Annotated in this window: 21 protein-coding genes and 2 pseudogenes; 12 read left to right on the forward strand and 11 right to left on the reverse strand. The window is 71.6% G+C overall.

Annotation, left to right across the window (positions count from 1 at the left end; translation table 11 throughout):
- Nucleotides 1-37: 37 nt before the first annotated feature.
- The gene (locus tag ACWCPN_RS25045) at nt 38-433 is read left to right on the forward strand and encodes a GNAT family N-acetyltransferase (protein WP_451210135.1); all 396 of its coding nucleotides are present in this window, start codon (nt 38-40) and stop codon (nt 431-433) included.
- A 52-nt stretch (nt 434-485) separates the two neighbouring features.
- Here ACWCPN_RS25045 and ACWCPN_RS25050 read toward each other — a convergent pair whose 3' ends face one another.
- Together ACWCPN_RS25050 and ctaD are read right to left on the reverse strand one after the other, a co-directional pair.
- Nucleotides 486-863, reverse strand: coding sequence for a hypothetical protein (locus tag ACWCPN_RS25050; protein WP_365128454.1), 378 nt, complete (start codon nt 861-863; stop codon nt 486-488).
- Nucleotides 860-2,590, reverse strand: a complete 1,731-nt coding sequence (gene ctaD, locus ACWCPN_RS25055; protein ID WP_451210138.1) for an aa3-type cytochrome oxidase subunit I — start codon at nt 2,588-2,590, stop codon at nt 860-862. Before ctaD ends, ACWCPN_RS25050 begins: the two co-directional genes overlap by 4 nt.
- Nucleotides 2,591-2,784: 194 nt before the next feature.
- Between ctaD and ACWCPN_RS25060 the strand changes: the two are divergent.
- Together ACWCPN_RS25060 and ACWCPN_RS25065 are read left to right on the forward strand one after the other, a co-directional pair.
- Nucleotides 2,785-3,267, forward strand: a pseudogene (locus tag ACWCPN_RS25060) (YhjD/YihY/BrkB family envelope integrity protein); the annotation flags it as partial.
- Nucleotides 3,268-3,405: 138 nt separating this feature from the next.
- The gene (locus ACWCPN_RS25065; protein ID WP_451210141.1) at nt 3,406-4,122 is read left to right on the forward strand and encodes a DinB family protein; all 717 of its coding nucleotides are present in this window, start codon (nt 3,406-3,408) and stop codon (nt 4,120-4,122) included.
- On the opposite strand, the gene rox is transcribed toward ACWCPN_RS25065, so the two are convergent.
- Complete coding sequence (gene rox / locus ACWCPN_RS25070) at nt 4,115-5,542, reverse strand: rifampin monooxygenase (RefSeq protein WP_451210143.1); 1,428 nt, start codon at nt 5,540-5,542, stop codon at nt 4,115-4,117. The two genes, ACWCPN_RS25065 and rox, sit on opposite strands and share 8 nt — an antisense overlap.
- Nucleotides 5,543-5,831: 289 nt before the next feature.
- Between rox and ACWCPN_RS25075 the strand changes: the two genes are divergently transcribed.
- Nucleotides 5,832-8,180 (forward strand): GH92 family glycosyl hydrolase, encoded by a 2,349-nt coding sequence (locus ACWCPN_RS25075; protein WP_451210146.1) that lies wholly within the window; start codon nt 5,832-5,834, stop codon nt 8,178-8,180.
- Nucleotides 8,181-8,235: 55 nt separating this feature from the next.
- On the opposite strand, the gene lpdA is transcribed toward ACWCPN_RS25075, so the two are convergent.
- Both lpdA and ACWCPN_RS25085 read right to left on the reverse strand, forming a co-directional pair.
- The gene (lpdA, locus tag ACWCPN_RS25080) at nt 8,236-9,648 is read right to left on the reverse strand and encodes a dihydrolipoyl dehydrogenase (RefSeq protein WP_451210149.1); all 1,413 of its coding nucleotides are present in this window, start codon (nt 9,646-9,648) and stop codon (nt 8,236-8,238) included.
- 143 nt (nt 9,649-9,791) lie between these two features.
- A complete protein-coding gene (locus tag ACWCPN_RS25085; protein ID WP_451210152.1) occupies nt 9,792-12,011 on the reverse strand; it encodes an FUSC family protein in 2,220 nt (739 codons plus the stop codon).
- Between the two features lie 521 nt (nt 12,012-12,532).
- Here ACWCPN_RS25085 and ACWCPN_RS25090 point away from each other — a divergent pair.
- Nucleotides 12,533-12,748 carry a hypothetical protein gene (locus ACWCPN_RS25090; protein WP_351663698.1) on the forward strand — a complete coding sequence of 72 codons (216 nt, stop codon included), beginning with the start codon at nt 12,533-12,535 and terminating at the stop codon, nt 12,746-12,748.
- Nucleotides 12,749-12,795: 47 nt separating this feature from the next.
- On the opposite strand, the gene ACWCPN_RS25095 is transcribed toward ACWCPN_RS25090, so the two are convergent.
- On the reverse strand, nt 12,796-13,692 hold the full coding sequence (locus ACWCPN_RS25095) for a restriction endonuclease (protein ID WP_451210156.1): 897 nt from the start codon (nt 13,690-13,692) through the stop codon (nt 12,796-12,798).
- Between the two features lie 262 nt (nt 13,693-13,954).
- On the opposite strand from ACWCPN_RS25095, the gene ACWCPN_RS25100 reads away from it, so the two are divergent.
- Nucleotides 13,955-15,109, forward strand: coding sequence for a glutathione-independent formaldehyde dehydrogenase (locus tag ACWCPN_RS25100; protein ID WP_451210159.1), 1,155 nt, complete (start codon nt 13,955-13,957; stop codon nt 15,107-15,109).
- 52 nt (nt 15,110-15,161) lie between these two features.
- Here the strand turns inward: ACWCPN_RS25100 and ACWCPN_RS25105 are convergent, their stop codons facing one another.
- The 4 genes and pseudogenes from ACWCPN_RS25105 to ACWCPN_RS25120 all read right to left on the reverse strand — a co-directional run bounded on the left by ACWCPN_RS25105 (nt 15,162) and on the right by ACWCPN_RS25120 (nt 19,787).
- A complete protein-coding gene (locus tag ACWCPN_RS25105; protein WP_451210162.1) occupies nt 15,162-16,187 on the reverse strand; it encodes a hypothetical protein in 1,026 nt (341 codons plus the stop codon).
- Nucleotides 16,188-16,337: 150 nt separating this feature from the next.
- Nucleotides 16,338-16,940 carry a lamin tail domain-containing protein gene (locus ACWCPN_RS25110; RefSeq protein WP_451210165.1) on the reverse strand — a complete coding sequence of 201 codons (603 nt, stop codon included), beginning with the start codon at nt 16,938-16,940 and terminating at the stop codon, nt 16,338-16,340.
- A 295-nt stretch (nt 16,941-17,235) separates the two neighbouring features.
- Nucleotides 17,236-18,366, reverse strand: coding sequence for a S8 family peptidase (locus ACWCPN_RS25115; protein WP_392294826.1), 1,131 nt, complete (start codon nt 18,364-18,366; stop codon nt 17,236-17,238).
- 242 nt (nt 18,367-18,608) lie between these two features.
- Nucleotides 18,609-19,787: pseudogene (locus ACWCPN_RS25120) on the reverse strand (arabinofuranosidase catalytic domain-containing protein).
- A gap of 28 nt (nt 19,788-19,815) precedes the next feature.
- Between ACWCPN_RS25120 and ACWCPN_RS25125 the strand changes: the two are divergent.
- From ACWCPN_RS25125 to gap, 3 genes are all read left to right on the forward strand, one after another.
- Nucleotides 19,816-19,971 carry a DUF6131 family protein gene (locus tag ACWCPN_RS25125; RefSeq protein WP_451210168.1) on the forward strand — a complete coding sequence of 52 codons (156 nt, stop codon included), beginning with the start codon at nt 19,816-19,818 and terminating at the stop codon, nt 19,969-19,971.
- A gap of 86 nt (nt 19,972-20,057) precedes the next feature.
- On the forward strand, nt 20,058-21,020 hold the full coding sequence (locus ACWCPN_RS25130) for a GlxA family transcriptional regulator (RefSeq protein WP_392294643.1): 963 nt from the start codon (nt 20,058-20,060) through the stop codon (nt 21,018-21,020).
- Between the two features lie 101 nt (nt 21,021-21,121).
- Nucleotides 21,122-22,120: a type I glyceraldehyde-3-phosphate dehydrogenase gene (gene gap, locus ACWCPN_RS25135; RefSeq protein WP_199209268.1), complete on the forward strand. Its 999-nt coding sequence runs from the start codon at nt 21,122-21,124 to the stop codon at nt 22,118-22,120.
- A gap of 25 nt (nt 22,121-22,145) precedes the next feature.
- On the opposite strand, the gene ACWCPN_RS25140 is transcribed toward gap, so the two are convergent.
- Nucleotides 22,146-23,129 (reverse strand): ArsR family transcriptional regulator, encoded by a 984-nt coding sequence (locus ACWCPN_RS25140; protein ID WP_451210173.1) that lies wholly within the window; start codon nt 23,127-23,129, stop codon nt 22,146-22,148.
- 57 nt (nt 23,130-23,186) lie between these two features.
- Here ACWCPN_RS25140 and ACWCPN_RS25145 point away from each other — a divergent pair, with 57 nt between their 5' ends.
- The 3 genes from ACWCPN_RS25145 to ACWCPN_RS25155 all read left to right on the forward strand — a co-directional run bounded on the left by ACWCPN_RS25145 (nt 23,187) and on the right by ACWCPN_RS25155 (nt 26,221).
- Nucleotides 23,187-24,491 (forward strand): MFS transporter, encoded by a 1,305-nt coding sequence (locus tag ACWCPN_RS25145; RefSeq protein ID WP_451210176.1) that lies wholly within the window; start codon nt 23,187-23,189, stop codon nt 24,489-24,491.
- 95 nt (nt 24,492-24,586) lie between these two features.
- On the forward strand, nt 24,587-24,874 hold the full coding sequence (locus ACWCPN_RS25150; RefSeq protein ID WP_365128422.1) for a DUF1905 domain-containing protein: 288 nt from the start codon (nt 24,587-24,589) through the stop codon (nt 24,872-24,874).
- 462 nt (nt 24,875-25,336) lie between these two features.
- Nucleotides 25,337-26,221, forward strand: a complete 885-nt coding sequence (locus ACWCPN_RS25155; protein ID WP_451210179.1) for a CAP domain-containing protein — start codon at nt 25,337-25,339, stop codon at nt 26,219-26,221.
- The last annotated feature ends 14 nt before the right edge of the window (nt 26,222-26,235 follow it).

Raw genomic sequence — 26,235 nt, forward strand, 5'->3', positions numbered from 1 at the left:
GGCGCCCGGAGTTCCCGGCCGGCCGTACGGCCGGCGCATGACGATCGCATACGAGTGGCGGGGCGACCTGGACAACGACTCCCTGGACGCACTGCACGCAGACGGCTTCGGTCACCCGGTGACCCGCACCGACTGGCGGGCCAGACTCGAACGTCACAGTCTCGGCTGGGTCTGTGCGCGGGAGAACGGCGACCTGGTCGGCTTCGTCAACGTCGTCTGGGACGGCGGGGCCCACGCCTTCCTGCTCGACACCGTCGTGGCTCGGCGCCGGCGCGGCAGAGGGGTCGGCACCGAACTCGTCGCGTTCGCGGCCCGGCAGGCCCGGGCCGCGAAGTGCGCGTGGCTCCACGCCGGCTTCGAGGGCCCGCTGCGCCCGTTCTACCTGAGTGCCTGTGGTTTCAGGGAGACGGCGGCGGGACTCATCGCCCTGTAGCCGGGCGGACGGGGGGGCTTGCCCAAGGCGGTCCGTTGCCCCCGGTGGCGGGTCAGCGGGTCGCGTACCACGCCAGGGTGTTGGCCGTGCCGGTGCAGGTGAGGATGAAGCAGGCGGCCATGGTGTGGCGTCGGAACAGCATGCGGCGCAGCTCCCGGTAGCGGGCCTCGTATTCGCCGCGCAGGCGTTTGGCACGGTCGACCGTGACCTGAAGCGCCTGGCGCGTCAGGTCGAGGCGCTGCTCGGTGTAGTGCCGGGTGACGTCCTCGGCCTGGCCGGTGGTGAGCCACGGCAGGCGCGCGCAGAGCGCCTCGGCCTCACGCCGGGCCTGCTCCAGCTCCGCGTGCAGGAGCAGGTAGCCCTCGACCTCGTTGGCGAGCGAGCCGTCCTGGCCGCCCCGGGGGGCGCCAGGACGGTTCGGCGTTGTCACCTCTGGCCGCCCTCTGGCTCGACCGCGTCACGCCGGCCGACGTTGGCCTCGTGTTCGAGCTGGGCCACCTCGGGGTGGTGCAGGTCGAAGGCCGGGGACTCGCTGCGGATCCGGGGCAGGGTGTAGAAGTTGTGCCGCGGCGGCGGGCAGGACGTCGCCCACTCCAGTGACCGGCCGTAGCCCCACGGGTCGTCGACCCCGACCGGCTTGCCGTACCTGGCCGTCTTCCAGACGTTGTAGAGGAACGGCAGCATCGACAGGCCCAGCAGGAACGAGCCGATGCTCGAAACCGTGTTCAGGGCGGTGAAGCCGTCGGCCGCCAGGTAGTCGGCGTACCGGCGCGGCATGCCCTCGGCACCCAGCCAGTGCTGGACCAGGAAGGTGCCGTGGAAGCCGACGAACAGCGTCCAGAAGGTGATCTTCCCCAGCCGCTCGTCCAGCATCTTGCCCGTGAACTTCGGCCACCAGAAGTGGAAGCCGGCGAACATCGCGAAGACGACCGTGCCGAACACCACGTAGTGGAAGTGCGCCACCACGAAGTAGGAGTCGGACACGTGGAAGTCCATGGGCGGTGAGGCCAGGATGACGCCGGTCAGACCGCCGAAGAGGAACGTGACGAGAAAGCCCGTCGCCCACAGCATCGGCGTCTCGAAGGACAGGGAGCCCTTCCACATGGTGCCGATCCAGTTGAAGAACTTCACACCGGTCGGCACGGCGATCAGGAAGGTCATGAAGGAGAAGAAGGGGAGCAGTACCGCCCCCGTGACGTACATGTGGTGGGCCCACACCGTCACGGACAGACCGGCGATCGCGATGGTCGCGGCGACCAGGCCCATGTAGCCGAAGACGGGCTTGCGGGAGAACACCGGGAGGATCTCGGTGACGATCCCGAAGAACGGCAGGGCGATGATGTACACCTCGGGATGGCCGAAGAACCAGAAGAGGTGCTGCCAAAGGATCGGGCCGCCGTTGGCCGGGTCGTACACATGGGCGCCGAAGATGCGGTCCGCGGCCAGGGCGAACAGCGCCGCCGCCAGGACCGGGAAGGCGAACAGGACCAGGACGGCGGTCAGCAGCACGTTCCAGGTGAAGATCGGCATGCGGAACATGGTCATGCCCGGAGCGCGCATGCAGATGATCGTGGTGATGAAGTTGACCGCGCCGAGGATGGTGCCGAAGCCGGAGAAGGACAGACCGAGGATCCACAGGTTCGCGCCCAGGCCCGGCGACCGGACCGCGTCCGACAGCGGGCTGTAGGCGAACCAGCCGAAGTCGGCCGCGCCCTGCGGGGTGAGGAAACCGCCCACCGCGATGAGCGAGCCGAACAGGTACAGCCAGTAGGCGAACATGTTCAGCCGCGGGAAGGCCACGTCGGGCGCGCCGATCTGCAGCGGCATGATCCAGTTGGTGAACCCGGCGAACAGCGGGGTGGCGAACATCAGCAGCATCACGGTGCCGTGCATCGTGAAGAGCTGGTTGTACTGCTCGTTGGAGACGATCTGCAGGCCGGGCCGGGCCAGCTCGGCCCGGATGATCAGCGCCATCACCCCGCCGAACAGGAAGAACAGGAACGACGTCGACAGATAGAGCGTGCCGATCGTCTTGTGGTCGGTGGTGGTCAGCCATCTGACCACCACATTGCCGGGCTGCTTGCGCCTGACCGGCAGCTCGTTCTCGTAGGAGTCCTCTGCTGCCGCTGCTCCGGGAGGTTCGTTGAGGATGCTCACAGGTTGGATGTCTCCCGATGTCGCGGTCGCGTTGTCAGTCGGCCCCCATCCTCGCCGTGACAAACGTGGAAATCGCCTTGACCGGCCGGATACGCGGCCAATGGGATGACATTCGCCCTCTAAGGGAGTATGTCCGCTGTACGCGCGTTGCCGTGAGAACGCCGGGTCCGCGCGGGGCCCCGGGCATCGCACCTGGTCAACGGGGGGCCATCGTGGCGACCGCCCTGGTCCTGCTGGCTCTGCTCGTCGTCAGCGCCCTGGTGCTGATGCTTTCCGGGCCCGTCGCCGAACTCCTCGGCCGCCTGCTGCGCCTGGGCGGCACCGCGCAGCTCGTCCGGGGCATCGCCCGCCGGCCCCTGCTGCTCTGTCTGGTGGCGGTGCTGGTCGTCGTGGTCTTCCACACCGGGCCCGAACCGGCACGCCGAAGCCGCCACAGCCTGCCCGGCGGGGCGCTGGCCGCCGCGCTGTGGCTGACCGCCTCGGCCGGCTTCGCCCTGTAGGCCGATGTGCTGGGCACCTACAGCCGGCTGTACGGGTCCCTCGCCGGCATCGTCGTCTTCCTCATCTGGCTCTGGCTGTCCGACCTCGCGCTGCTCGCCGGCGCGCAGTTCACCGCCGAACTCCACGAGGCGCAGGCCACCGGCCCGCTCCCCGGCAGCGGCGCCTCCCGGTCCTGAACGTGACTCGTCCACGAAATCTCGTTGCCGTTCTCACCCCGAGGCCCAACACTGGGGCACGCCTGTCGCCCGCGCGGCCCCGGACTACGGGGGCACGCGGGAACAGCCTTCATCCGCGGGCGGGAAGGGGACCGGGGCATGCGGAGCGATCGGCTGGGCCTGCTGCTCGACCAGTTCGACTGCGCCAGGGAGATGGCCGAGGTGCGGCTGGGCGGGCTCGGCGACGAGGAGTACCTGTGGGAGCCGGTCCCCGGCTGCTGGTCGGTTCGGCGCCGGGGCGAGGCGGTGACGCCCCGGGCGTTCGGGCCGGGCGACTGGGTGCTGGACCGGGGTGCCCCGCAGATCCCGGCGAGTGAGTACGCCGAGGTCGCGCGGCAGGCCGCCGGGGGCATGTCCGTCGCGAAGATCGCCGACGACTGGGGAGTGAGTGCCGAGCGGGTCCGGGAGGTCCTCGCGCACACCGGCCCCCCGGCGCCCGAGGCGAGCCCGGTCACCACGATCGCCTGGCGGCTGGGTCACCTGCACTTCTGCTTCGCGGGCCAGTGGGAGTGGACCTTCGGTGAACGGCGGCGGGACCCGGTGCTGCTGGTGGACTTCAGCCCCCGTGCCGCTCCGGCGGTCGAGCGGTTCTGGGCGCTGATGGACCGCTGGCGCGCCGACGTGGGAGCCCTGACCGACGAGCAGCTCGACACGGTCGGCCTCTCGCGGTACCCGTACGGCTCCGACCCGGACAGCCCGTTCTTCGAGGTGCTGTGGGGCGGCAACCTCGAGTTCATCCACCACATGGCGGAGGTGGCGCTGCTCCGCGACCTCTGGCGGAACCGCTCGACCACCCCGGGGCCGGGCGTCAGTTGACGGGGGCGCCGAACCAGTCGGGCAGCCTTCCGGCCAGATCCCGCTGGTCCTCGCCGACCCAGGCCACGTGACCGTCGGGCCGCAGCAGCACCGCGGGGACGTCGAGTTCCTCGGCGGCATCGACGACATGGTCGACCCGGTCCGCCCAGCCGGCGACCGACAGCCGTCCGGTCCGGTCCAGCAGCAGTCCGCGCCCCGCGTGCATCCGCGCGTACAGGCGCCCCCGCTCCAGTCGTACGTCCCGCAGTCGCCGGCCGAGCAGCCGATGTCCGTCGCCGAAGTCGTAGCGGATCCCGATCGCGGTGATCTTCTCGATCAGGTGCCGGTTGACCTCCTCGAAGTCCATCAGTTCCGACATCAGCCGGCGGACCGCCCGGGCGCCCGGCTCGGTGGACATCAGCTCCATCTGCGCACGGGTGTTGTCCAGTACCTGGGCTGCCACCGGGTGCCGTTCGGTGTGGTAACTGTCCAGCAGCCCTTCCGGGGCCCAGCCGTTCACCTCGGCCGCGAGCTTCCAGCCGAGGTTGAAGGCGTCCTGGATACCGAGGTTGAGGCCCTGTCCCCCGGTCGGCGGGTGGATGTGCGCGGCGTCGCCCGCCAGCAGCACCCGGCCGGTGCGGTAGCGCTCGGCCAGCCGGGTGGCGTCGCCGAAGCGGGAGAGCCTGCGCGGTGAGTGCACGCCGAAGTCGGTGCCGGCGAACCGGCGCAGCTGCCGTCTGAAGTCCTCGAGGACCGGCGGTACCGAGCGGTCCTCGGCCACCCCGTCGGCGGGTACGACGACGCGGTACGCCCCGTCCCCGAGGGGCATCGCACCGAACCGTGTCTGGGTTCTGCGGACCTCGGCCACCTTGGCGGCCAGCTCCTGCGGCGACACCCCGATCTCCATCTCGCCCAGCAGGGTCTCGACCCTGGCGGGCTCGCCGGGGAAGCCGACGCCGAGCAGCCTGCGCACCGTGCTGCGGCCGCCGTCGCAGCCCACGAGATAGCGCGAGCGCAGCCGTGTGCCGTCGGCGAGTTCGGCGGTCACCCCGTCGTCGCCCTGGGCCAGTCCGACCAGTTCCCGGCCGCGCCGGATCTCGGCGCCCGCGTCGACGGCGTGCGCGTTGAGCAGGCGCTCGGTCTCGGTCTGCGGGATGCCGAGGACGTAGGAGTGGGCGGTGTCCAGACGGTCGGGCCAGGAGGTGCCCAGGCCGGCGAAGAAGCCTCCGGTCTCGAACTTCCGGCCGTGGGCGAGGAACCGCTCCAGCAGGCCGCGCTGGTCCATCACCTCGATGCTGCGCACGTGCAGACCCAGCGCGCGGACGAAGGCGGCCGGCTCCGGTTCCTTCTCCAGTACGAGCACCCGCACATCGTGCAGCCGTAGTTCGGCGGCCAGCATCAGGCCGGTCGGGCCGCCGCCCACGATGATCACGTCGGTCATCAAGTCCCCCTGTCTCCGCGGCTCCTGCTTTCGGTCGGGAATTCTGCGGCAGGACGGGGGCCTTGCCGCAAGGCCCCCGGTGCGCTATACGTTGAGAGTGGCAAGGAGTGGTATGACCTCCTTGCCTTTCCTTGTGGCCGTCCGCCGCCGGCGTTCCCTCCGGGTCCTGGAAGCGCGGGCCGCGATCCCACCTTCCGTCGATACTCTTGACGCGTACACGTAAAGCACAAAGAATGGGCGCGCTGTGCGATTTGACAACGTTGTCTAGCCCCGGGAGGCGTACGCGCCCATGAGTGGGACTCATCCGCGCACGAGTTGGAGCCGACGCCTACGCGGCGCGGGCACGGTGGTCGCGGCGGCCGCGCTGATCGGCGCCGCCCTCGCCGCGCCCACGGCCCAGGCGGCCGCCGCACCGGCCGGCCGACTGACCGACCTCGTCAATCCGTTCATCGGCACCCAGAACGAGGGAAACACCTACCCGGGCGCGGCCGTCCCGTTCGGAATGGTGCAACTGTCCCCCGACACCGGACACAACACCGGTTACGACTACGCCCAGAACCACATCCGGGGCTTCTCGCTCGTCCATCTCTCCGGCGTCGGCTGCGGCCTGGGCGGCGATCTGCCCGTCCTGCCGACCACCGGCGACGTCACAACGACCGACTACGCCGAGTACCAGGCCGAGTTCAGCCACGACACGGAGCAGGCGAGCCCCGGCTACTACAAGGTCGGGCTGAAGACCGGCATCGACGCCGAGCTGACGGCCACCGCGCGCACCGGTGTGCAGCGCTACACGTTCCCCGCCACCGACAAGGCCAACGTCCTGCTCAACGCGGGCCAGTCGCTGCACCGGACGCTGTCCACCAAGGTCGAGGTCCTCGACGACCACACCGTGCGCACGGCGATCACCGGCAGCGGGTTCTGCCAGGACACCAAGCCGTACACGGTGTACACCGTCACCCGGTTCGACCGCCCGTTCACCGCGTTCGGCACCTGGGACGGCTCCACGGTCAGCGACGGTTCGAAGAGCGGCCGGGACGGCGCGTACGTCCGCTTCGACACGAGCAAGGACCGGACCGTCGAGGCCACGACCGCCCTGTCGTACGTGGACGCCCACGGCGCCGCGCTCAACCTCCGTGCCGAGGGCGGCCGTTCGTTCCAGCAGGTGCGCGCCGCCGCCCGGCGCGCCTGGGAGGACCGGCTGGACGACGTACGCGTGCGGGGCGGCGGCGAGACCCTGCGGCGCACCTTCTACTCGTCGCTGTACCGGTCCTTCCTGGCCCCCAACATCGGCAGCGACACCGACGGCCGGTACACCGGCTGGGACCAGAAGATCCACCGCGCCCGGGACTTCACGTATTACCAGAACTGGTCGCTGTGGGACACCTATCGCACCCAGTCGCAGTTGCTGTCCCTGCTCGCACCGCGTGAGGCGCGGGACATGGCGATATCGGTGATCCGGATCGACGAGGAGAGCGGCTGGCTGCCCAAGTGGGGCTACGGCACGGTCGAGACGAACATCATGACCGGCGACCCGGTCACCCCGTTCCTCACCAACGCCTACCAGCAGGGCCTGCTCAAGGGGTACGAGGACCGGGCCTACCGCGCCCTGCGGAAGAACGCCGACGGGGTGCCGCCCGCCGACTCGCCCGCGGTGGGCCGCGAGGCCAACACGGAGTACGTCGCGGACGGTTTCGCGCCCTACGTCAAGGGCCGCCCGCACGTGAAGCCGGGCGACTCGGACTACGACCACGGCGCCTCGGCGACGCTGGAGTACGCCCTGTCGGACGCGATGCTCGCCGAGATGGCCCGCGACCTCGGCCATGACGCGGACGCCGCGCGTTACGCGGCCCGGGCCCAGAACTACCGCCGGATCTTCGACTCCTCGACCGGGTTCTTCCGTGCGCGCGACGCCTCCGGCGCCTTCACCGGGCCGGCCGATCCGGCGCAGAGCGAGGGGTTCCACGAGGGCACGTCGTGGCAGTACCAGTGGCTGGTGCCGCAGGACCTGCCGGGCATGGTCGGCCTGATCGGCGGCAAGCAGGCGGCGAACGAGCGGCTGGACGCGTTCTTCGCCTACGACAAGCTGGTCGAGGACCCCGCGAAGACCGCGCGCGAGGTCTGGGTGAACGGCCCGTACGACTACTACAACGCGGACAAGTACAACCCGCAGAACGAGCCCGACCTCATCGCCCCGTACACCTACCTCTCGACCGGCCGGCCGTGGAAGACCACCGATGTGGTGCATGCCGCGCTGACCCTCTTCACGGACACCCCGACCGGCATGACCGGCAACGACGACCTCGGCACCATGTCCGCGTGGAACGTGCTCTCGTCGATCGGAGTCTTCCCGGTGCAGCCCGGCTACGACACCTGGGGCCTGTCCACGCCCGTCTTCGAGCGCGTCGACCTCACGCTGGACCGCCACTACTACCCGCGCGGCTCGCTCACCGTGACGGCACCCGGCACCTCCGACGGCAGCCGCTACATCCAGTCGGCGCGCATCGACGGCGCCCCGTACGGCCGCACCTATGTGACGACGCGTGAGCTGCGCGGGATGCGGACGCTGGCGTTCACGGTCGGTGCCGAGCCCTCCGCGTGGGGGACCGGCGCCCATGACGGGCCCCCGGCGCTGAACTGACCGCTCATGCGGCGGCCGTGGCCACGATCCCGTGATCGTGGCCACGGGCCCGCTCTCACATGTTGATCATGTGGCCGGCCAGGCCGTGCACGGCCTCCTTGACGGCCTCGCCCAGGGTCGGGTGGGCGTGCACGTTGCGCGCCACCTCATGGACCGTCAGGTCCCACTGCTGGGCCAGAGTCAGTTCGGGCAGCAGCTCGGTGACGTCCGGGCCGATCAGGTGACCGCCGAGCAGCTCGCCGTACTTGGCGTCGCTGATCAGCTTCACGAAGCCCGTGGCGTCGCCGAGGCCGTGCGACTTGCCGTTCGCGGTGAAGGGGAACTTGGCGACCTTCACGTCGTGACCGAGCTCGCGGGCCTGGGCCTCGGTGTAGCCGAAGCTGGCGACCTGGGGCTGGCAGTAGGTCGCGCGCGGGATCATCGCGTAGTCGAGTTCCATGGTCTCCGCGTCGGCGAGGGTCTCGGCGGCGACGATGCCCATCGCCTCGGCGGCGTGCGCGAGCATCAGCTTGGCGGTGACGTCACCGATGGCGAAGATGTGCGGAACGGAGGTGCGGCAGCGCCCGTCGACGTCGATCGCGCCGCGCTCGGTGACCTGTACGCCGGTCTTGTCCAGGCCGTAGCCCTCGATGTTCGGGGCGAAGCCGATCGCCTGCAGGACCTTGTCGGCCTCCAGGACCTGCTGCGATCCGTCCTTGGCGGTGACGGTGACCCGCACCCGCGGACCCGACTCGTCGATGGCGTCGACCCGCGTGGAGGTCAGCACGTCGATGCCCAGCCTGCGGTACTGGCGGGCGAGTTCGGCGGACACCTCGGCGTCCTCGAGCGGGGTCATGCGGTCCAGGAACTCGACGATGGTGACCTTCACGCCGTAGTTGTGCAGGACGTACGCGAACTCCACGCCGATCGCCCCGGCGCCCGCGATCACGATCGACTCCGGCAGCTCCTCGGCGAGGATCTGCTCCTCGTAGGTCACCACCCGGGAGGTGCGGCGGGTGCCGGGGAGCAGCTTGGGCGTGGCGCCGGTGGCGATGACGCAGTGGTCGAAGCCGATGGTGCGTGTCGAGCCGTCGTAGCCCGCCACCTCCAGCGTGTTCGGGTCGAGGAAGGTGCCGCGGCCGTCGAACTCCGTGATCCCGTTCTTCTTCATCAAGTAGTGGACGCCCTTGACGCGGCCGTCGGCGACCTTGCGGCTGCGGCGGAAGGCCTCTGCGAAGTCGAAGGTCACCTGCCCGTCGACCTTGATGCCGAAGGTCTTCGCCTCGCGGGTGAAGATGTGCGCCAGCTCGGCGTTGCGCAGCAGCGCCTTGCTCGGGATGCATCCCACGTTCAGGCAGACACCGCCCCAGTACTTCTCCTCGACGACGGCGACGCGCTTGCCCAACTGGGCGGCGCGGACGGCGGCGACGTAGCCGCCGGGTCCCGCTCCGAGGACCACTACGTCGAAGCGTTCGTCCAGCTCGGGCATGGGGGTTTCCCTTCCAGTGGAACGATGTCGGCGACCGGATGTGGGTGACCGGCCTCGAATGGATCATCCATGCGCCCGGCCGGCTCCCGCAAGCGCTTCTTTCCTGACCGGCCGCCGCCGTAACGCGGCACGGGCGGATTCCGCTAGTCGCCGGTCCGTGCCGCCGTCATCGTCGCGGGCTCGGGTGCGGGACCGGCGCGCGGGATGCGGGCCAGGTCGGTCATCAGGGCGCTCAGCCAGGAGACGGTCGCGTAGTACAGCCGCGGTGCGCCGGGCGGCTCCGTGGTGAATCCCGCGAGGTCGAGGCGGGGCACGGGTGCGGCCGGGGTGTCGCACCCGGGGTCGAGTGCCGCCGAGACGAGCAGCATCCGCCCGGCCACCCGGTCCCCGAGTCCGGCGGCGGACTCGGCGGCGTCCGGCCCCAGCGTGGCGGGCGGCGGTTCCAGCAGCCGTTCGGATCCCCAGAGGGTGTGGTGTCCGGCGATGAGCGCGGCCTGCCAGTCCACCGTGGGCAGCGCCGCCCCTCTCCGCCGCCCCCCGAAGAGCGTCGGCTCGCTCTGGAACTGGGCGTACGCGGACTCCGCGAGGATGACCGCCCGGTGCAGCGAGCGGTGGCCGGACACCGCGAGCGGCGCGGCGGCCACCGGGCCGCCGGCCGCGACGTCGGCGCTGGTCGCCACCACGATCTCGGCCGCCCTGCGCAGGAGTTCCGCCGCCGCGTGGCGCAGCTCGTCATGGGCGCCGCGGGGCCAGGCGAGCAGGCCGAACACCGCGCCGATCACGCTGCCGACCAGCACGTCCAGCAGGCGGACCTCGGCCAGCCGCCAGGTCGGTGGCGCGAGCTGGGCGAAGACCAGGGCCACGAGCACCGTGAACAGGCCCTGTGCCCAGCCGACCCCCTTGACCGGGCCCAGGGTGAAGGCGAGGAGCATCCACAGCGGGAGCACGGCGGCGTAGATCTCGGTGTGGGCGCCCACCAGGGTCAGCAGTCCGGCGGTCAGCAACGCCCCGGCCAGGGTGCCCCCGAGCGCCCGGCGGATGGTGCTCCAGGTCTCGTCCATGGTGGTCCGGGTGAGGGTGAGCGTGGCCAGCATCGCCCAGAATCCGTGGGGCAACGTGTCCACGCCCGCGATGAGCCGGGCCGCGGTCAGGGCCAGGGCGATGCGGACCGCGTTCTGGAAGAACACCGACCGGCGCCCGGCGTGGCCGCGGATCCGGTGCCACCACAGCACCGGGGCCCGGCTCGTGGCGTACCAGAAGCGGCCCTGCGGCACCGGCACCGATGCCCGCCGGCCCCGTACCGCGAGGTCGGCCGCCGTGGCCATGGCCAGCGCGGCGTCGGCGATCTCCAGTACGGCGGCGTGCCTGCGCAGCACGGCGGGCGGGAGGACCGGAGGACGTGCACCGGCCGCGGTGGCGGCCCCGACGAACGCGGGACCGGCGGGCGCGGGTCCGGCGGACGTGGCCGCCAGGTGGGCCCGGGCCGCGGCCAGTTCCTCGTAGGCGGCCACCGGCGCCGGCCCCGATCCGAGACTGTTCGCGGTCCCGGTGGACAGGCCCGCCACCGCGCGCAGCACCGCGGTGGCCCGGGGGCCCTGGTCGTCGCCGGGTGGCGTGGTCAGCAGTGCCAGCCGGCTGAGCAGGGTCCGGGTGGCCAGGCCGGTGTGGGCGAGGGCGCGGTCGCGCAGCCCCGGTCCGGCGGGGCGTTCCGCCTCCGGCACGGCCAGGGGCCGCAGCGCGGCGCCGGCTTCCCGGGCGGTCTCGCTGTCCGTGCCGCTCAGGGCGTACGGGGGTGCGGCCAGCAGGGTCGCGCAGTGGGCCGCGGTCCCTGCGGCGTGGGCGGCCCGCTGCCGGTACGACGGCGGCGCGGGCTCCGGGAGGAGGAGCGCCTCGGCGGCGATGAGCAGGACCAGACCCGTGGTCGTACCGATCAGGCGTTCACCGAGCGAGCCGGGGTCGTACGGCGGGAAGGAGGGCAGGATGTAGAGCAGTTGCAGGCCGGGAGCCGCGCCGGCCGGGCGGGGACCGCCCACGGCCGCGAACGCCAGGGCGAAGCCCACGATCAGCATGCCGGCGACGGCGCTCCAGGTCCGCACCGACAGACAGGTGCCGACGATCACCAGCAGCCAGCACAGCGGCAGCGCGCGCAGTCCCGTCGCGGCCCGCTGCCGTCCGGTGCCGGGGATCCTGGACAGGCCGCCCAGCGCCACGGCGGAGAACAGCGCGTACGTCGCCGCGACGGGGAGGCCGAGACCGTAGCGGAAGAGGAAGAACCCGGCCGAGGCGACCAGCGTCACGCGTACCGCTCGGCGGCCCGAAGCGGCGTAGGCCGCGGGGATCCGGGCGGCGGGGGCACCACACACGTCTACAGAATCCCGCACCGTCGGGCACCCGGCACGCTCAGCGGTCAGGGTGCCCGCGGGGAGCCGGCGGTGCGGCGGCCGGGAAGTGGACGCGGGCGGAAACAGGTGTCGTTCCGATCGGGTGGCCGTCATCGCGCGTCAGCCACCGCGCTCCGCGCGAGATCATGGCCGCGGCCGGGCCGGTCGGCCGGACCGTGCTGCCGGACGCCGACGTGCCGGTATCCGTCCGGGGCACCGGCGTCCCGGTCGCTCACGGACCACGGGCGGACATGAACGCGTTCCTCGGTACCGGGCTCGACACCCGCACCGAGGGCGTCGCCTGTGTCACCGGTCGGATCGTGGTCCGCAGGAGGCCGCGGGCCGGGCCGCCGCCGCAGGGGCTCCGTGCGGGGCCCGCCAGAGGGGAGGGCGGGGCGGCGGGGCCATCAGGGTGGTCGCGGGCCGTGTCGGACGGCCCGCGCGGGAGCCGTTGGCCATGCTGGAGCGCGAGCTGCCCCTTCCCGGCGAACAAGGAGCACGGTATGCCGACGGACCCGGTGGGACGTTTCCTCGCGGCCCTGGACCCGGAGCACCGGGAGGCCGTGGCCGCCAGACCCCGAGAGGAGCAGGAGCGGCTCGCGGCGGCCTGGGAACGGGAGCTGGAGGCGGACACCGAACTCGACACCCTCGACGAGCTGTCCCCGCCGGCCGCGGAGGCCGAGGCGGCCCGTCGCGTCCTGGAGTCCGGAACCGACTAGCAGGGGCCCCTGGCACCCCGCACCCGGACGGGCCCGGGCGCCGCTCCTCAGGCCACGGGTTCCACGAGCTCCCAGGGGCAGGGTCCGGTGCCGTCGGTCCAGGCGCTCAGCTCCTCGCCGTTGACGCACAGGATCCCGCACTGCTGGGCGTACTCGAGGGCCGGTGCCGTGAAATCGCTCGTCGTGACGACCACCGCTACGTCGGCCTCGTGGACGGTGTAGCAGGTACCGCCGAAGCGCTGCATGTCCTGCGAGCCGACCTTGTTGCTGTCGCAGTAGCGCTTGCACTGGATGACCACGCGCCGGCCGTCCGGGGTGACCCCTATGACGTCCGCGCCCAAGTCGCCCGCACCGCCCACCACTTCCACCTCCCGGCAGTGGTCACGTACGCACAGGTCGGCTATCGCCTGCTCGAAGGCGTCGGGGTCGAGCTCGGCGTGATCGACCACGTCGCCGAGGGGGACGGTCGCCTCCTCGCCACCGAGCCCGAGCAGCCCGCTGCCGGGGCAGGTGGCTTCCGGGCCGGGGCCGTCGGCCTCGCTCGGCACTCCGACCGGTGCGGTCGGCGCCGCGGCGGCCGTCACCTCCGCCGCCATCGGCTCGGCCGGGGCCGCGACCACGGCCGGAGCCGGGACCGGGGCGCGCAGCGTGTCGGACGCCCTCTCGGCCGCCGCCTCCAGGGTCTCGGTGGCGCGGCGCGCGCATCTCGCGACGGACAGGCGCCGCCACCGGGACCTGCCCATGAGCACCGTCGCGAGGCTCACCATGGCCAGTGCGAAGGCCCAGAGCGGACGGCGCTCGGCGATGCCGACCGCGGTACGGGCCACGAAGGACATCACGCACAGGATGATCGCGAGCAGGACGAAGAACATGGCGGTCTTCCGCAGATCGAAACGACGCCGGTCACGGTCGACGGGACGAAAAGGGCGCGCGGGGACGGTCATGCGGGGCTTCCCTCCGGGAGGACGACGACGAAGATCACCTGGCTTAGCGTGCCCAAGATCGTCGGCTTCAACGGTGGTCGGGGATCACCGGGGCGTGCCTTTGCGCATCGGGCCCGGCAGGCGTTTGCTGGAAGTGTTCAGCAGCGCGGCGAGGACTCCGCCGGGCCCGCGGGGCGCGGCCGCAGGCCCGCCTTTGCCCGGGTGCCCTCCGGAGCGGCCCGTCGTTGCCGCCGTCCGGCGTTCGACGCGGAGGTGACCGAAGGTGAAAGCCGTCGTCTATGAGAAGCCGTTCAACGTGACGGTGAGGGACGTCGACGATCCGCAGATCCAGCACCCGAACGACGTGATCGTACGGGTCACGTCGACCGCGATCTGCGGGTCCGACCTGCACATGTACGAGGGCCGTACGGCCGCGGAGGCCGGCATCGTCTTCGGCCACGAGAACCTCGGCATCGTCGAGGAGGTCGGCAGCGGCGTGGCCTCGCTGTCCCAGGGCGACCGGGTCGTGATGCCGTTCAACGTGGCCTGCGGGTTCTGCAAGAACTGCCTCGCCGGGAAGACCGGGTTCTGCCTGACGGTGAACCCCGGGTTCGCGGGCGGAGCGTACGGCTACGTCGCGATGGGCCCCTACCTGGGTGGCCAGGCGGAGCGGCTGCGGGTCCCCTTCGCCGACTTCAACTGCCTGAAGCTGCCGCCGGGTGAGGAGTTCGAGACGGACTTCGTGCTGCTCGCCGACATCTTCCCGACCGGGTACCACGGCTGCGAACTGGCGCAGGTGTCGCCCGGTGAGTCCGTGGCCGTGTTCGGTGCCGGTCCCGTCGGCCTGATGGCCGCCTACTCGGCACTGCTGCGCGGCGCGTCCAAGGTCTTCTCGGTGGACCGGGTGCCCGAGCGGCTCGCCAAGGCGGCGGAGATCGGGGCCATCCCCATCGACTTCACCACGGGCGACCCGGCCGGGCAGATCAAGGAACAGACCGGGGGCGAGGGCACCGACAAGGGCGTGGACGCCGTCGGCTACCAGGCCACGTCCCACAAGGACGTCAGCCACGAGGAGCCCGCCGTCGTCCTCAACACCCTCGTCGAGACGGTACGGCCCACCGGCATGCTCGGCGTGCCCGGCCTGTACGTGCCGTCCGACCCGGGCGGTCCCGACGAGCACGCCAAGCACGGCCAGTTGCTGGTCTCCATCGGCCGGATGTTCGAGAAGGGCCAGCAGATGGGCACCGGTCAGTGCAACGTGAAGCGGTACAACCGCCAGTTGCGCGACATGATCATCGCCGGGCGGGCCAAGCCCAGCTTCGTGGTGTCGCACGAGCTGCCGCTGGAGGACGCGCCCGGGGCGTACGAGAAGTTCGACAAGCGGATCGAGGGCTACACGAAGGTCGTCCTGCACCCGGGCCACGCGCTCGCGGCATGACGTGACTCAGGGTCCGGACGCCGACGCCGGCGCCCGGACCCTGCGGGTCGGGTCACAGTCCGCCTATGCCGGTTCCGCCTGGCCGGGGATCGCGCGGGCGGCGATGCAGAGCCGAGTTGTCCGGCGCCCTCGGCTGCTCGTCCTCAGCTGCATTCCGGCCCACCGCCGGGGGCGGCTCGTCGCAGCGCACTGTCTGCCGCCGGCGCAGGCGCCGGGGTCGGCCGAATTCCGCGACGGCCGCATCCAGTTGTGTCGTGTCCTCGCCCGGGATATTCGACAGCATCCGCAAGTGGAGGCGGGCGGTGGCCTGTGCCTGCTCCGCCCACCGAAAGTGGACGCTGTTCCTGCCAGTGGACTTGGCGAGCAGGCGATCTCTCTCGTCCAGAGCCGCCCGCACCGCTCTCCTGTGCTCGGCCGCGAGCAGCAGGTGCTGGTCCGGTGGTTCGAACAGCTCCCTGAGATCTTTGGACGTCGGCAGCAGGAGGGCCGCCAGCGAGGTTCCGACCGTCGACACGGCGGCCGCGAACTGGCCGCCCGTAACGCCGGAGGCCAAGACGATGGCAGTGGTCGTGGCCACGTGCGGGATGAGCGCGCGCGACACTCTGATTGCCCCGTCGAGACGGATCTTCCACAGACCGGGCGGGCGACTGGCCAGGACCGCGTCGGCGGCCCGCTCGACGAGTGTGATGATGTCGTCGAGACTCCGCAGGGCGTCGACCCTGGCCTCATCGGATCCGGGACGCACCAGGTGGTCCCTGGCCTCTTCGAGGTCGGACAGGATGTCCGCGAAGGTGGGGGGAGGCGGATCCTTGTATCCCACGGACGTCAGAACCTCGGGCACGAGCAGGGCAAGACACGTGAACGCGGCTTCGGCTTCGACCGTGTCGTCGAGTTCGACGTCCGACTGGAGGACACCGTCGGCTCGTGCGAGCAAGTCCCTGGCGACTTCCAACAGTTGCTGCGCCTGAACCAGTTGGTCAGGCACCCGTTCATCCCCGGCGACGGCACGGGCCAGCCGGCGCTGCTCCGTGATGAAATCCTCGAATCGGAGCCGCAGTTCGTCCGCAGCACTGGACATGAACCCCTCCCCCTGGTCACCACGCAGTGTGCTGGAACCGGACCCGCGGGGGCAATAAGGCGATTCGCCGGGCATCCGGCGAAAAAGCGCCCGCGGCGCGTCACTTCGGGTGAGTGACGCGCCGCGGGTCAGTCGGTGCGCAGTGCCGGATCAGCGGTGGTCGCCGTGCCAGCCGCCGTCGCGGCGGTCACCGCGGTGGTCGCGGTCGTCGTGGCGGCGGTCACCGCGGTGGTCGCGGTCGTCGTAACGACGGTCGTCCCAGCGGCCGCGGCGGTCGTCGCCGCGGTGGTCGCGGTAGCCGCCGCCCCAGCGGCCGTGGCGGTCGTTGCCCCAGGAGGCGGAGTCGATGTAGCGGCCGCGGCTGTCGCGCAGGGTCGCCGTGTCGTTGTTGTCCCACACCTGGCGGCCGCGGTCCTGGTAGACGTCGCCGAAGCGGTCCCGGCCCATACCGGTGTGGACGCGGACCGTCTCGTGGCCCTCGAGCCGGTAGTAGCGGAAGACGTACGTGTGACCGTCGGCGTCGGACAGCGTCCAGCCGTTCAGGTTGACGTCGCGGCGGCCCTCGTTGGTGATCTCGACCCACTCTCTGTTGAGGGCGCGGGCGTCGCGGACGTGGGAGCCGTGCTGTACGGCGCTGATGACGACCTGTGCGCGCTGGTAACGGCCGTGATCGGCAGCCGAGGCCGGCAGTGCCGCCGCGCCCACGACGGCCGCCGCGGCGACGGTGGCGGCAGCGACACTACGTGCGGTCACGAAGACAGAAGCGGACAAGGTGTCCCCCTTCTCAGGGTTGTGCGGGTGGCGGCCGGGCGGCCGCACAGGCACACCGTGCAGGCCGCGGGACGCGCCGCCGGCGGACACACGAGGTCCGTTACCATTCACGCACATTTCCGTGACTCTCGGATGCAATGTCCATTAATGCGGTGAATGAGACATGTGAGGAAGTCGTCCGGTACGTGGCCCCCGAAACCACCGCACCGGCCTCACCCGAAAGTGAGTAACAGTCAGCGGCCCGGCGAGTGGGGTCGCCGGGCCGCTGACGGTCTCGTTACTCGGTCACCTTCAGCAGCTTGTTGGGCGTTCCGCTGCCGGCGCCGGTGATCTTGTCGGCGGTCGCCCCGCCGGTCAGGCCGGTGGCGACCTGAGCCGGTGTGGCGTCCGGGTGGCCGGCGAGGTAGACGGCGGCGGCACCGGTGACGTGGGGGGTCGCCATGGAGGTGCCGGAGATCGTCTTGGTGCCCTCGTCGCTGTCGTTCCAGTCCGAGGTGATGTCCGATCCCGGTGCGTACAGGTCGACGAGGGAACCGAAGTTGGAGAAGTCGGACTGCGCGTCGGTGTTCGTGCTGGAGGCGACGGTGAGGGCCTCGGGCACCCGCGCGGGCGAGCTGTTCTTGGCGTCGGTGGACTCGTTGCCGGCCGCGACCGCGAACGTGACACCTGCGGCGATGGCCTTGCCGACCGCCGCGTCCAGGGCCGGGTCGGCGCCGCCGCCGAGGCTCATGTTGGCGACGGAGGGGCCCTTGTGGTTCTTCGTCACCCAGTCGATGCCGGCCACGACCTGTTCGGTGGTGCCGGAACCGTTGTTGTCGAGGACTCTGACGGCGACGATCTTGGCCTTCTTGGCGACGCCGTGGGCGGTACCGGCGATGGTCCCGGCGACGTGGGTGCCGTGGCCGTTGCCGTCGTCGGCGCTGTCGTCGTTGTCGACGGCGTCGAAGCCGTAGGAGGCGCGGCCCGCGAAGTCCTTGTGGCTGATGCGCACGCCGGTGTCGATGACGTACGCGGTCACCCCCTCCCCGCCCTTGTCCGGGTAGGTGTACTTGTGGTCGCCGGCCGTGTCGGCCTGGTCGATCCGGTCCAGACCCCAGGACGGCGGGTTGTCCTGGGTGGCGGTTATGTGGAACTTCTTGTTCTGGACCACGGTGGAGACTCCGGGATCCGCGGCCAGCCGCTTGGCCTCGGTCTCGGTGAGGCTCGTGGCCGAGAACCCGTTGACCGCCGATCCGTAGGTGCGGCCGATCTCACCGCCGTACTGTTCCGCCAGGTCCGCCTTGCGCGCCTGTGACGCCTTCTTGTCCAGCAGGACGATGTAGCTGCCGGCGACCGCTCCCCGGGCGTGCAGCCCGTAGACCGTGCCCTCGGCGGGGCGTTCGGCGTGGGCGGCGGGCGACACGGCCATGGCGGTGCCGACGACGGCCGTCACGGAGGCGATCGCGGTGGCGATCCTTGCCTTCCCCATGCGGTGCTGATGGGTCGTCAAGAGGGATCTCCTCGTCGTATGTGGGGGGTTGAGTGGGGGGACGCACCGGCGACGAAGAGCCGGTGCGTCTCGGAGCGTGCCCAGTTGTCACGCACAGATCAACCCTGTGTGTGCGGGACGGAGCCCGCTCCCGCACACACCTCCACCAGATCCCCTCACCCTCACTGGAACCCATGGGTATAGCCGCAGCTCCAGGCAGTGATTGAAAGCAAAAAACAACACCGGAGGAGCCTTTGTGACCTTTTCTGCACACGATGTGCACTCAGGTCAGCCGGAACCTCTGTGCCGCCGATCCATTGCAATCCCAGATCTGCAGCCGGGCCCTGGAACATGCCGTTCTCCAGGTCCGCCTCGACCCACGGCCCCGAGCCGGTGCACGGCGCGAAGTAGCACGTGGTCGCGATGCTGACCGCGTCCATGTGGCCGTTGCCGGTGTCGGCGGGCGTGCTCTCGGCGTTGCCCTAGTCGAAGCAGCAGGCCGAGCCGACGTGGGTGCCGCTGGCCACCATGTAGGCGCCCTCGGGCTGTCCGTTCACGGCGACTCCGGAGGCCACGCCGGTGTAGCGGTAACCGACGCCGGGTGAGATCCACACGCCGTAGACCTTGTGGCCGCCCGCGGTGACCGCGATCTCACCGGCGTCCGCCCCGCGGTCCGCTCCCATGCCGGCGGTTCCGGCGGGTCCCGGGGTGAGGTCGTTGTGGCGGGGGGTCTGGTCGTAGATCCTGGTGATGCGGCAGGTCGTTCCGCCGCAGAAGGTGTCCTGGCGGCCGGCGTCCGCGTAGCCGCCCGCCGACAGCAGTCCGATGTCGGTGGCGGCGCCGTCCGAGGCGCGGGTGACCCGGTACAGGGGGCCGTTGTAAGCGCCGTAGAGCGCGCGGACCGTGCTGTGCGCGGCGACGCACGGGGTGCCGGCCCCGCCGTAGATGTCGCAGGGCAGCGAGCCGGCGGCCTCGGCCGGCCCGCTCAGGCCGGCCAGGGCGCCGAGCACCAGCGCCAGGACGGCCAGCAGGGACCGCACGCGTGCGCGGGGGCGCCGCGGCGGCCTGGGACCGGTGCCGGTCGTGACGTCGGTTCCCGGTCCGTGTCCCTGTGCGGGCCCGGGTCCGGTGACTGCTGATCTCTCTCCGCGCATCGTCTGCTCCTCGAAGGACGGGACGTGCTGCCAGCAAGGTGGAGTGTCAGCCGAGTTCGTCTTTCGTCGCGGCCGTTGCGGAACGTACGAAGCGCGGTCGATGACGTCAAGATTTGTTGCTTCAGACTTATTTAAAGTTTTGGATCTGTCCTGAATTGTTGCTTCAGAGGGTGGCTTGACACCTCGCTTCGGGGCACACGGACACATGGAGTGTTACTTCGACAGGAGGCACGTCATGATCGCCCTCGGAGTCATCCTGCTCGTCATCGGCTTCCTCACAGGGATCTCCATCCTGTGGACCATCGGCATCATCCTCGTGGTGATCGGCGCGGTGCTGTGGATCCTCGGCTCCATGGGGCACGCGGTCGCGGGGCGCCGGCACTACTGGTAGGAGGGCAGGGTCGCGGACCGGCCGTCCGGCCGCGGTGCCGGACACGCCGGTCCTCGGTGTACCGGGGCCCGCGTAACCTGCTGACCGTGTCCGCCTCAGCTCCGCATCCGCACCGTGTCGCCGTGCTCGTCCTCGAGGGTGCGAAACCGCTGGACGTCGGCATCCCGGCACAGGTGTTCGCGACCCGGGCGAGCATGCCGTACGAGGTGCGGGTGTGCGGAGCCGCGCCCGGTCTGGTGACGGGTGGTGACGGTCTGTCGTATCACGTCGCCCACGGCCTCGAAGCGCTCGGGTGGGCCGAGAGCGTCTTCATCCCCGGATACCGCTTTCCGGACCGCGAGGACCCGCCCCGGGCCGTCGTCGACGCACTGCTCGCCGCCCACGACGCGGGCGCGCGGCTGGCCGCGATCTCGACGGGGGCCTTCGCGCTCGCCGCGACAGGTCTGCTGGACGGCCGGCGAGCCACGACGCACTGGCACTACACCCGCGCTCTGGCGGCGCGGCACCCCCTCGTCCGGGTCGACGAGAACGTGCTCTTCGTGGACGAGGGGAGCGTGCTGACGTCGGCCGGTGCCGCCTCCGGCATCGACCTGTGCCTGCACATCCTGCGCCGCGATCTCGGGGTGGCCCCGGCTAACCACGCGGCCCGGCGCCTGGTCGCGGCGCCCTACCGCAGCGGGGGCCAGGCGCAGTACGTGCCGCGCAGCGTGCCCGAGCCGCTCGGCGAGCGGTTCGCGGCGACCCGGGAATGGGCGCTGCACCGGCTCGACCGGGCGCTCACCCTGGAGGTGCTCGCACAGCACGCGGCCGTGTCGCCGCGCACGTTCTCGCGCCGGTTCGTCGAGGACACCGGCTACACGCCGATGCAGTGGGTGATGCGGGCCCGTGTCGACGTGGCGCGGGAGCTGCTGGAACGCTCGGAGCGGAGCGTCGAGCAGATCGCCGCCGACGTGGGTCTCGGCACGGGCGCGAATCTGCGGCTGCACTTCCAGCAGGTGCTCGGGACCACCCCGAGCGAGTACCGGCGCACCTTCACGCGCGGCGAGTAGCCCGCCGCACGCTGGCGCGATCCTTGCGAACTGTGGCGATCCCGCCTCTGTCAGCGGCCGCTCTCGCCCGCGAACCTGGTTGGCGAGCGAAGGGACCACTCATGACTCGTATCGCCATCAACGGTTTCGGCCGCATCGGCCGCAATGTGCTGCGCGCCCTGCTGGAGCGTGGCAGCGACCTGGAGGTCGTGGCCGTCAACGACCTCACCGAGCCCGCCACGCTGGCGCGGCTGCTCGCCTTCGACACGACGGCCGGCCGGCTCGGCCGGCCGGTGACCGCCGACGGTGACACCCTCGTCGTCGACGGCCGCCGCATCAAGGTGCTGGCCGAGCGTGAGCCGGAGCGGCTGCCGTGGGGCGAACTCGGCGTCGACATCGTGCTGGAGGCGACCGGCCGTTTCACCTCGGCCAAGGCGGCCCAGGCCCATGTGGCGGCGGGAGCGCGCAAGGTGCTGGTCAGCGCGCCGTCGGACGGAGCGGACGTCACCCTCGCGTTCGGGGTGAACACCGACACCTACGACCCGGCCCGGCACACGATCGTCTCGAACGCCTCCTGCACGACCAACGCGCTCGCCCCGCTGGCCGCGGTGCTCGACGACCTCGCGGGGATCGAGCACGGATTCATGACGACGGTGCACGCCTACACGCAGGAGCAGAACCTGCAGGACGGTCCGCACCGCGACGCCCGCCGGGCCCGCGCCGCGGGCGTCAACATCGTGCCGACCACGACGGGCGCCGCCAAGGCCATCGGCCTGGTGCTGCCGAACCTCGACGGCAAGCTGTCGGGCGACTCGATCCGGGTGCCGGTTCCGGTGGGCTCGATCGTCGAACTGAACACGACCGTCGCGCGCGACGTGACGCGCGACGACGTGCTGGCGGCATACCGGGCCGCGGCCGAGGGGCCGCTGGCCGGCGTCCTGGAGTACTCGGAGGACCCGCTGGTGTCGTCCGACATCACGGGCAACCCGGCCTCGTCGATCTTCGACTCGGCCCTCACCCGGGTCGACGGGCGTCACGTGAAGGTGGTCGCCTGGTACGACAACGAGTGGGGCTTCTCCAACCGTGTGATCGACACGCTCGAACTGCTCGCCGCCGGCTGACCGGACGGCCCGGCCGCGCCGTCCGCTACCGGCACAGCGCGTCCCCCAGGGTCGTGCGCTGGTAGCGGACGGTGCGGCCGCTGCGGGTGCGGCTGAGCAGTCCCGCGTCGTAGAGGACGGCCAGGTGCTGGCTGACGGCGCCCGGGGTGACGTCCAGACGGTGGGCGAGTTCGGTCGTGGAGGCCGGTTCGGCCAGCAGGCACAGCAACCGGGCGCGGGGCCGGCCGAGGAGCCGGACCAGGGCGCGGTCGGTGACCGGGGGCGGCGTCTCGGAGAGGGTGGCGCGGCCGCGCGCCGGATAGACGAGGAGCGGCGGGCGGGACGCGTCGATCATCGTCTGGGCGCCGCGCGCGAAGAGGGTCGGCATCAGCACCATGCCGCGTCCCGCGATGCGGATGTCGGCCGACGGCCAGGGAGCGGTGTCGCCCTCGCGGTTCAGCCGCAGCTGGCCGCCGGTCCACACGAGCCGTTGGTCGAGCCCGGCGAACAGCGCGGCCGCGCCCTGTTCCGCCAGCACGCGCGCCCGGTGGGCGAGATCGGCCTCCATGATGCTCTGCGTGCGCGGCCACCACGCGTCGGCGAGACAGGTACGCCAGTACGCGTCGAGGGCTTCGGTGAGCCGGACCAGGAAGGCCGCCGGGTCGGCCAGGCCCCGCGCGACGAGCGGGGGCAGGGTGTCCGCGGCTCGGTAGGTGGCCCGGAAGTCAGCGGCGACGACCTCCGGTGGGGTACGGCGGACCTCGTCGAGTTCGTGCGCGAAGACCGGCCGGGCCCGCGCCGGGCGCGGAGTGAGGAAGTCGGGCACCCACAGCCACGGGGCGACCAGCACGGTGAGCAGTTCGCGGTCCAGGTGCTCCAGGCGCGGGCGGATGCGGCGCAGCCACGGCCGGTGGTGGGGGTAGCGCGCGGGGTCGTGCAGACAGCGCAGCGAGAACACCGCCTCCTGCAGCGGGGAGTAGGCGAAGGAGGTGGTGGCCAGGTCGCCGACGGCGAAGCGGAACTCGATCATTGAGCGCCACGCTAAATCATTGTCGGACCGGGACGCGGACGGGGTTGGCTGTCGGGCATGACCACCACACCACTTCGCAAGGCCGTTGACCAGGAAGGCGGTTCGCGGGCGGGGCGGGCGACCCGGGCGGGCGGGCTGCTGCCGGCCGACCCGGTGCTGCGCCTCGCCACCGTGCTGACCGCCGTCAACTCCCTGGGCAACGGGCTGTACTTCCCCCTGGGCGTCCTGTACTTCACGCGTATCGTCGGCCTGGAGGCGACTTCGGTCGGGCTCGGGATGACGGTGGCGGGCCTGGTGGGCGTGGCCGCGGGGGTGCCCGCGGGACGGGCGGCGGACCGGTGGGGCGCCCGGCGGGTCGGCTCCTGGCTGTGGGGCGGCACGGGGATCGCCACGGCGTCTTACGTTCTCGTGGGTTCCTACGCGGCGTTCCTCGTCGCGGTGATCTGCTCGACGGGGCTGCAGATGGCGAGCCGTGGGGTGCAGGGCGCGCTGTACGCGGAGGTGCTGCCGCCGGCGACGCGGGTGGAGGCGCGGGCGTACCTGCGGATGGTGACGAACGTCGGGATGGGCGTGGGCGGCGCGCTGGGCGCGGTCGCTCTGCAGGTGGACACGCGAGGCGCCTATCTGACGGTGATCGCGTTGAACGCGCTGTCCTTCGCGGGTCCGGCGCTGCTGCTGCCCCGGCTGCCGCCGGCGCCGCACGCGCGTGAACGTGCGGTCCCGGCGGCCGGCGCTCCGGCGGGCGACCGCTGGCGGGCGGTGCGCGACCTGCCCTTCCTGACGGTGACGGTGCTCAACGCGGTGCTGGTGGTGCAGTACACGCTGGCAGAGGTGGGGCTGCCGCTGTGGATCGTGCAGCGCACCACGGCACCGCGCTGGACGGCGGCCCTGCTGATGATCGTCAACTGTGTGCTGGTGGCCCTGCTGCAGGTGCGGGTCGCCCGGCGTGCCTCCCAAGTGCCCACGGCGGTACGGGCGATGGGCTGGTCGGGGCTGCTGCTCGCGGCGGCCTGCGCGGTGTACGCCCTGTCCGCGGGCCTCTCCCCGGTGTGGGCGGTGCTGTCGCTGACGGCGGGGGCGGTGGTGCAGGTGTTCGCCGAGGTGCTGTCGGCGGCGGGCGGCTGGACCCTGGGCTACGAACTCGCCGACGCCCGTGCGCACGGCGTCTACCAGGGAGTGTTCGGCACGGGCGCGTCGGCGGGGATGATGGCGGGACCGGCGCTGGTCACGGTCACCGCGATCGCCCACGGCACCGTCGGGTGGGCGGTGCTCGGTGCGGCGTTCGCCCTCGCCGGCCTCTGCGTGGCACCGGCCGTGCGCTGGGCCGGGCGGGACGGCGCCTGGCGAGGTGAACCGGTCTGACGCACCGGGCCGGGCCGGCGGAGGGCGGCGAGGCGCCTCCCGGCGGGTACGCTGAGCGCGATCCGCGCCCTCTTCGGTGAACTGGAGCCACCCGCATGGAACTTGTCTTCGCCGGCCGGGTGATCGAGTGGCGTGGCCCGTCCCCGTTCTACTTCGTGGCCGTGCCCGAGGAGGAGTCCGCCGACATCCGGCAGATCGCCTCGGCGGCCACGTACGGCTGGGGCGTCGTCCCGGTCGACGCCCGGATCGGCGGCAGCGACTTCTCCACATCGCTCTTCCCGAAGGACGGCGGCTATCTGCTCCCGCTGAAGAAGGCGGTGCGTGCGCCGCAGGGCCTGTCGGCGGGTGACGACGTGACCGTGCGGATGACCGTGCGCCTCTGACCGCCGGACCGGCCACCGCCGGGCCGCGGGCACCCCGGGAGGCAACCGGAATCCAGGGTTCCGTGACATCAGTCACAGCACACCCGCGACATGAGCGGGTCGCTTAGTAGATGCCCCTCCGGTGACATATGGGATTTGTCCGTCTTGGTACGGGAGTGGATCAGGCCCGGCCGGACGGCGTGCCAGCCGGCCGGCCACGCATCCCGCCCGCACTGCGCAGGACGGTTTCTGACGGAGCGGCAGCGGTGGGCGCGGCCCCCTCCGGCCGGGCCTGCACGCTCGCTCACCCTTGGCAAGGACCGTCCCCCACTACTAGGCGCGGTAGTACGACGGCCTCTTTGCATGCCATGTGAAGGCTTCCTAAGAATGACGATCCGCAAGGCGTTCCCGCAGGCCGGGAGCGGAGTCCGCGGCGCGCCGGCGACACCGGGGCGCGCAACGACCAGCGAGTGAGGTCACGCAATGGGAGAGCATCGCAAGAAGCAGCATTACCGGCGGGTGATCATCGCTGCGGTCGCCGTGAGCGCCGTCGGAGTGCCGTCCATAGCCATGGCCTGCGGCGAGTGGCCGGACGGCGGAGCGGACCGCCCCGTCGCGGCCCAGGACGCGGCCGCCCAGAGCCGGTACGCCGACTACGGGCAGGGCTACTGGCACGGTGACGGTGGCGTCGCGCCGAGCTGGCTGCCGACGCGACTGCCGAGCGCGACCGCACCCGAGACGACCGCACCGACCGCCACGGCCCCGAGCACCCCCTCGGAGACGCCGCCCAAGCCGAAGCACAAGCTCAGGCACAAGCACCGGCACGCGCACCGGCACATCGTGAAGGTCTCCCCCGGCACTCCCCGGCCCACCGCGACCACGCCCCGGACCGCACCGAAGCCCGCCACCACGGCTCCCCGCACCACCTCGAGCCCCACCGCGCCCGCGGCCACCACCGCCCCGAGCACCCCGAAGCCCGCCGCCACCGCCTCCGGCGTCACCGCCCGCATCGTGGAACTGGTCAACGCCGAGCGCGGCAAGGTCGGTTGCTCCCCCCTGACCCTGAACGCGACCCTCACCAAGGCCGCCCAGGAGCACAGCGCGGACATGGCCGCGCACCAGAACATGTCGCACACCGGATCCGACGGTTCCTCCCCCGGCGACCGGATCACCGGCGCCGGCTACTCCTGGAGCTCCTACGGCGAGAACGTCGCCTACGGCTACTCCACGGCGGAGGAGGTCATGGCCGGCTGGATGTCCAGCCCCGGCCACCGGGCCAACATCCTCAACTGCGCGTTCAAGGAGATCGGCGTCGGCCTCGCGCAGCCCGACAGCTACTGGACCCAGGACTTCGGAACCGCCCGGTAGAGGGCCGTCCGGGC

The sequence above is a fragment of the Streptomyces sp. NPDC002386 genome (assembly GCF_053593175.1).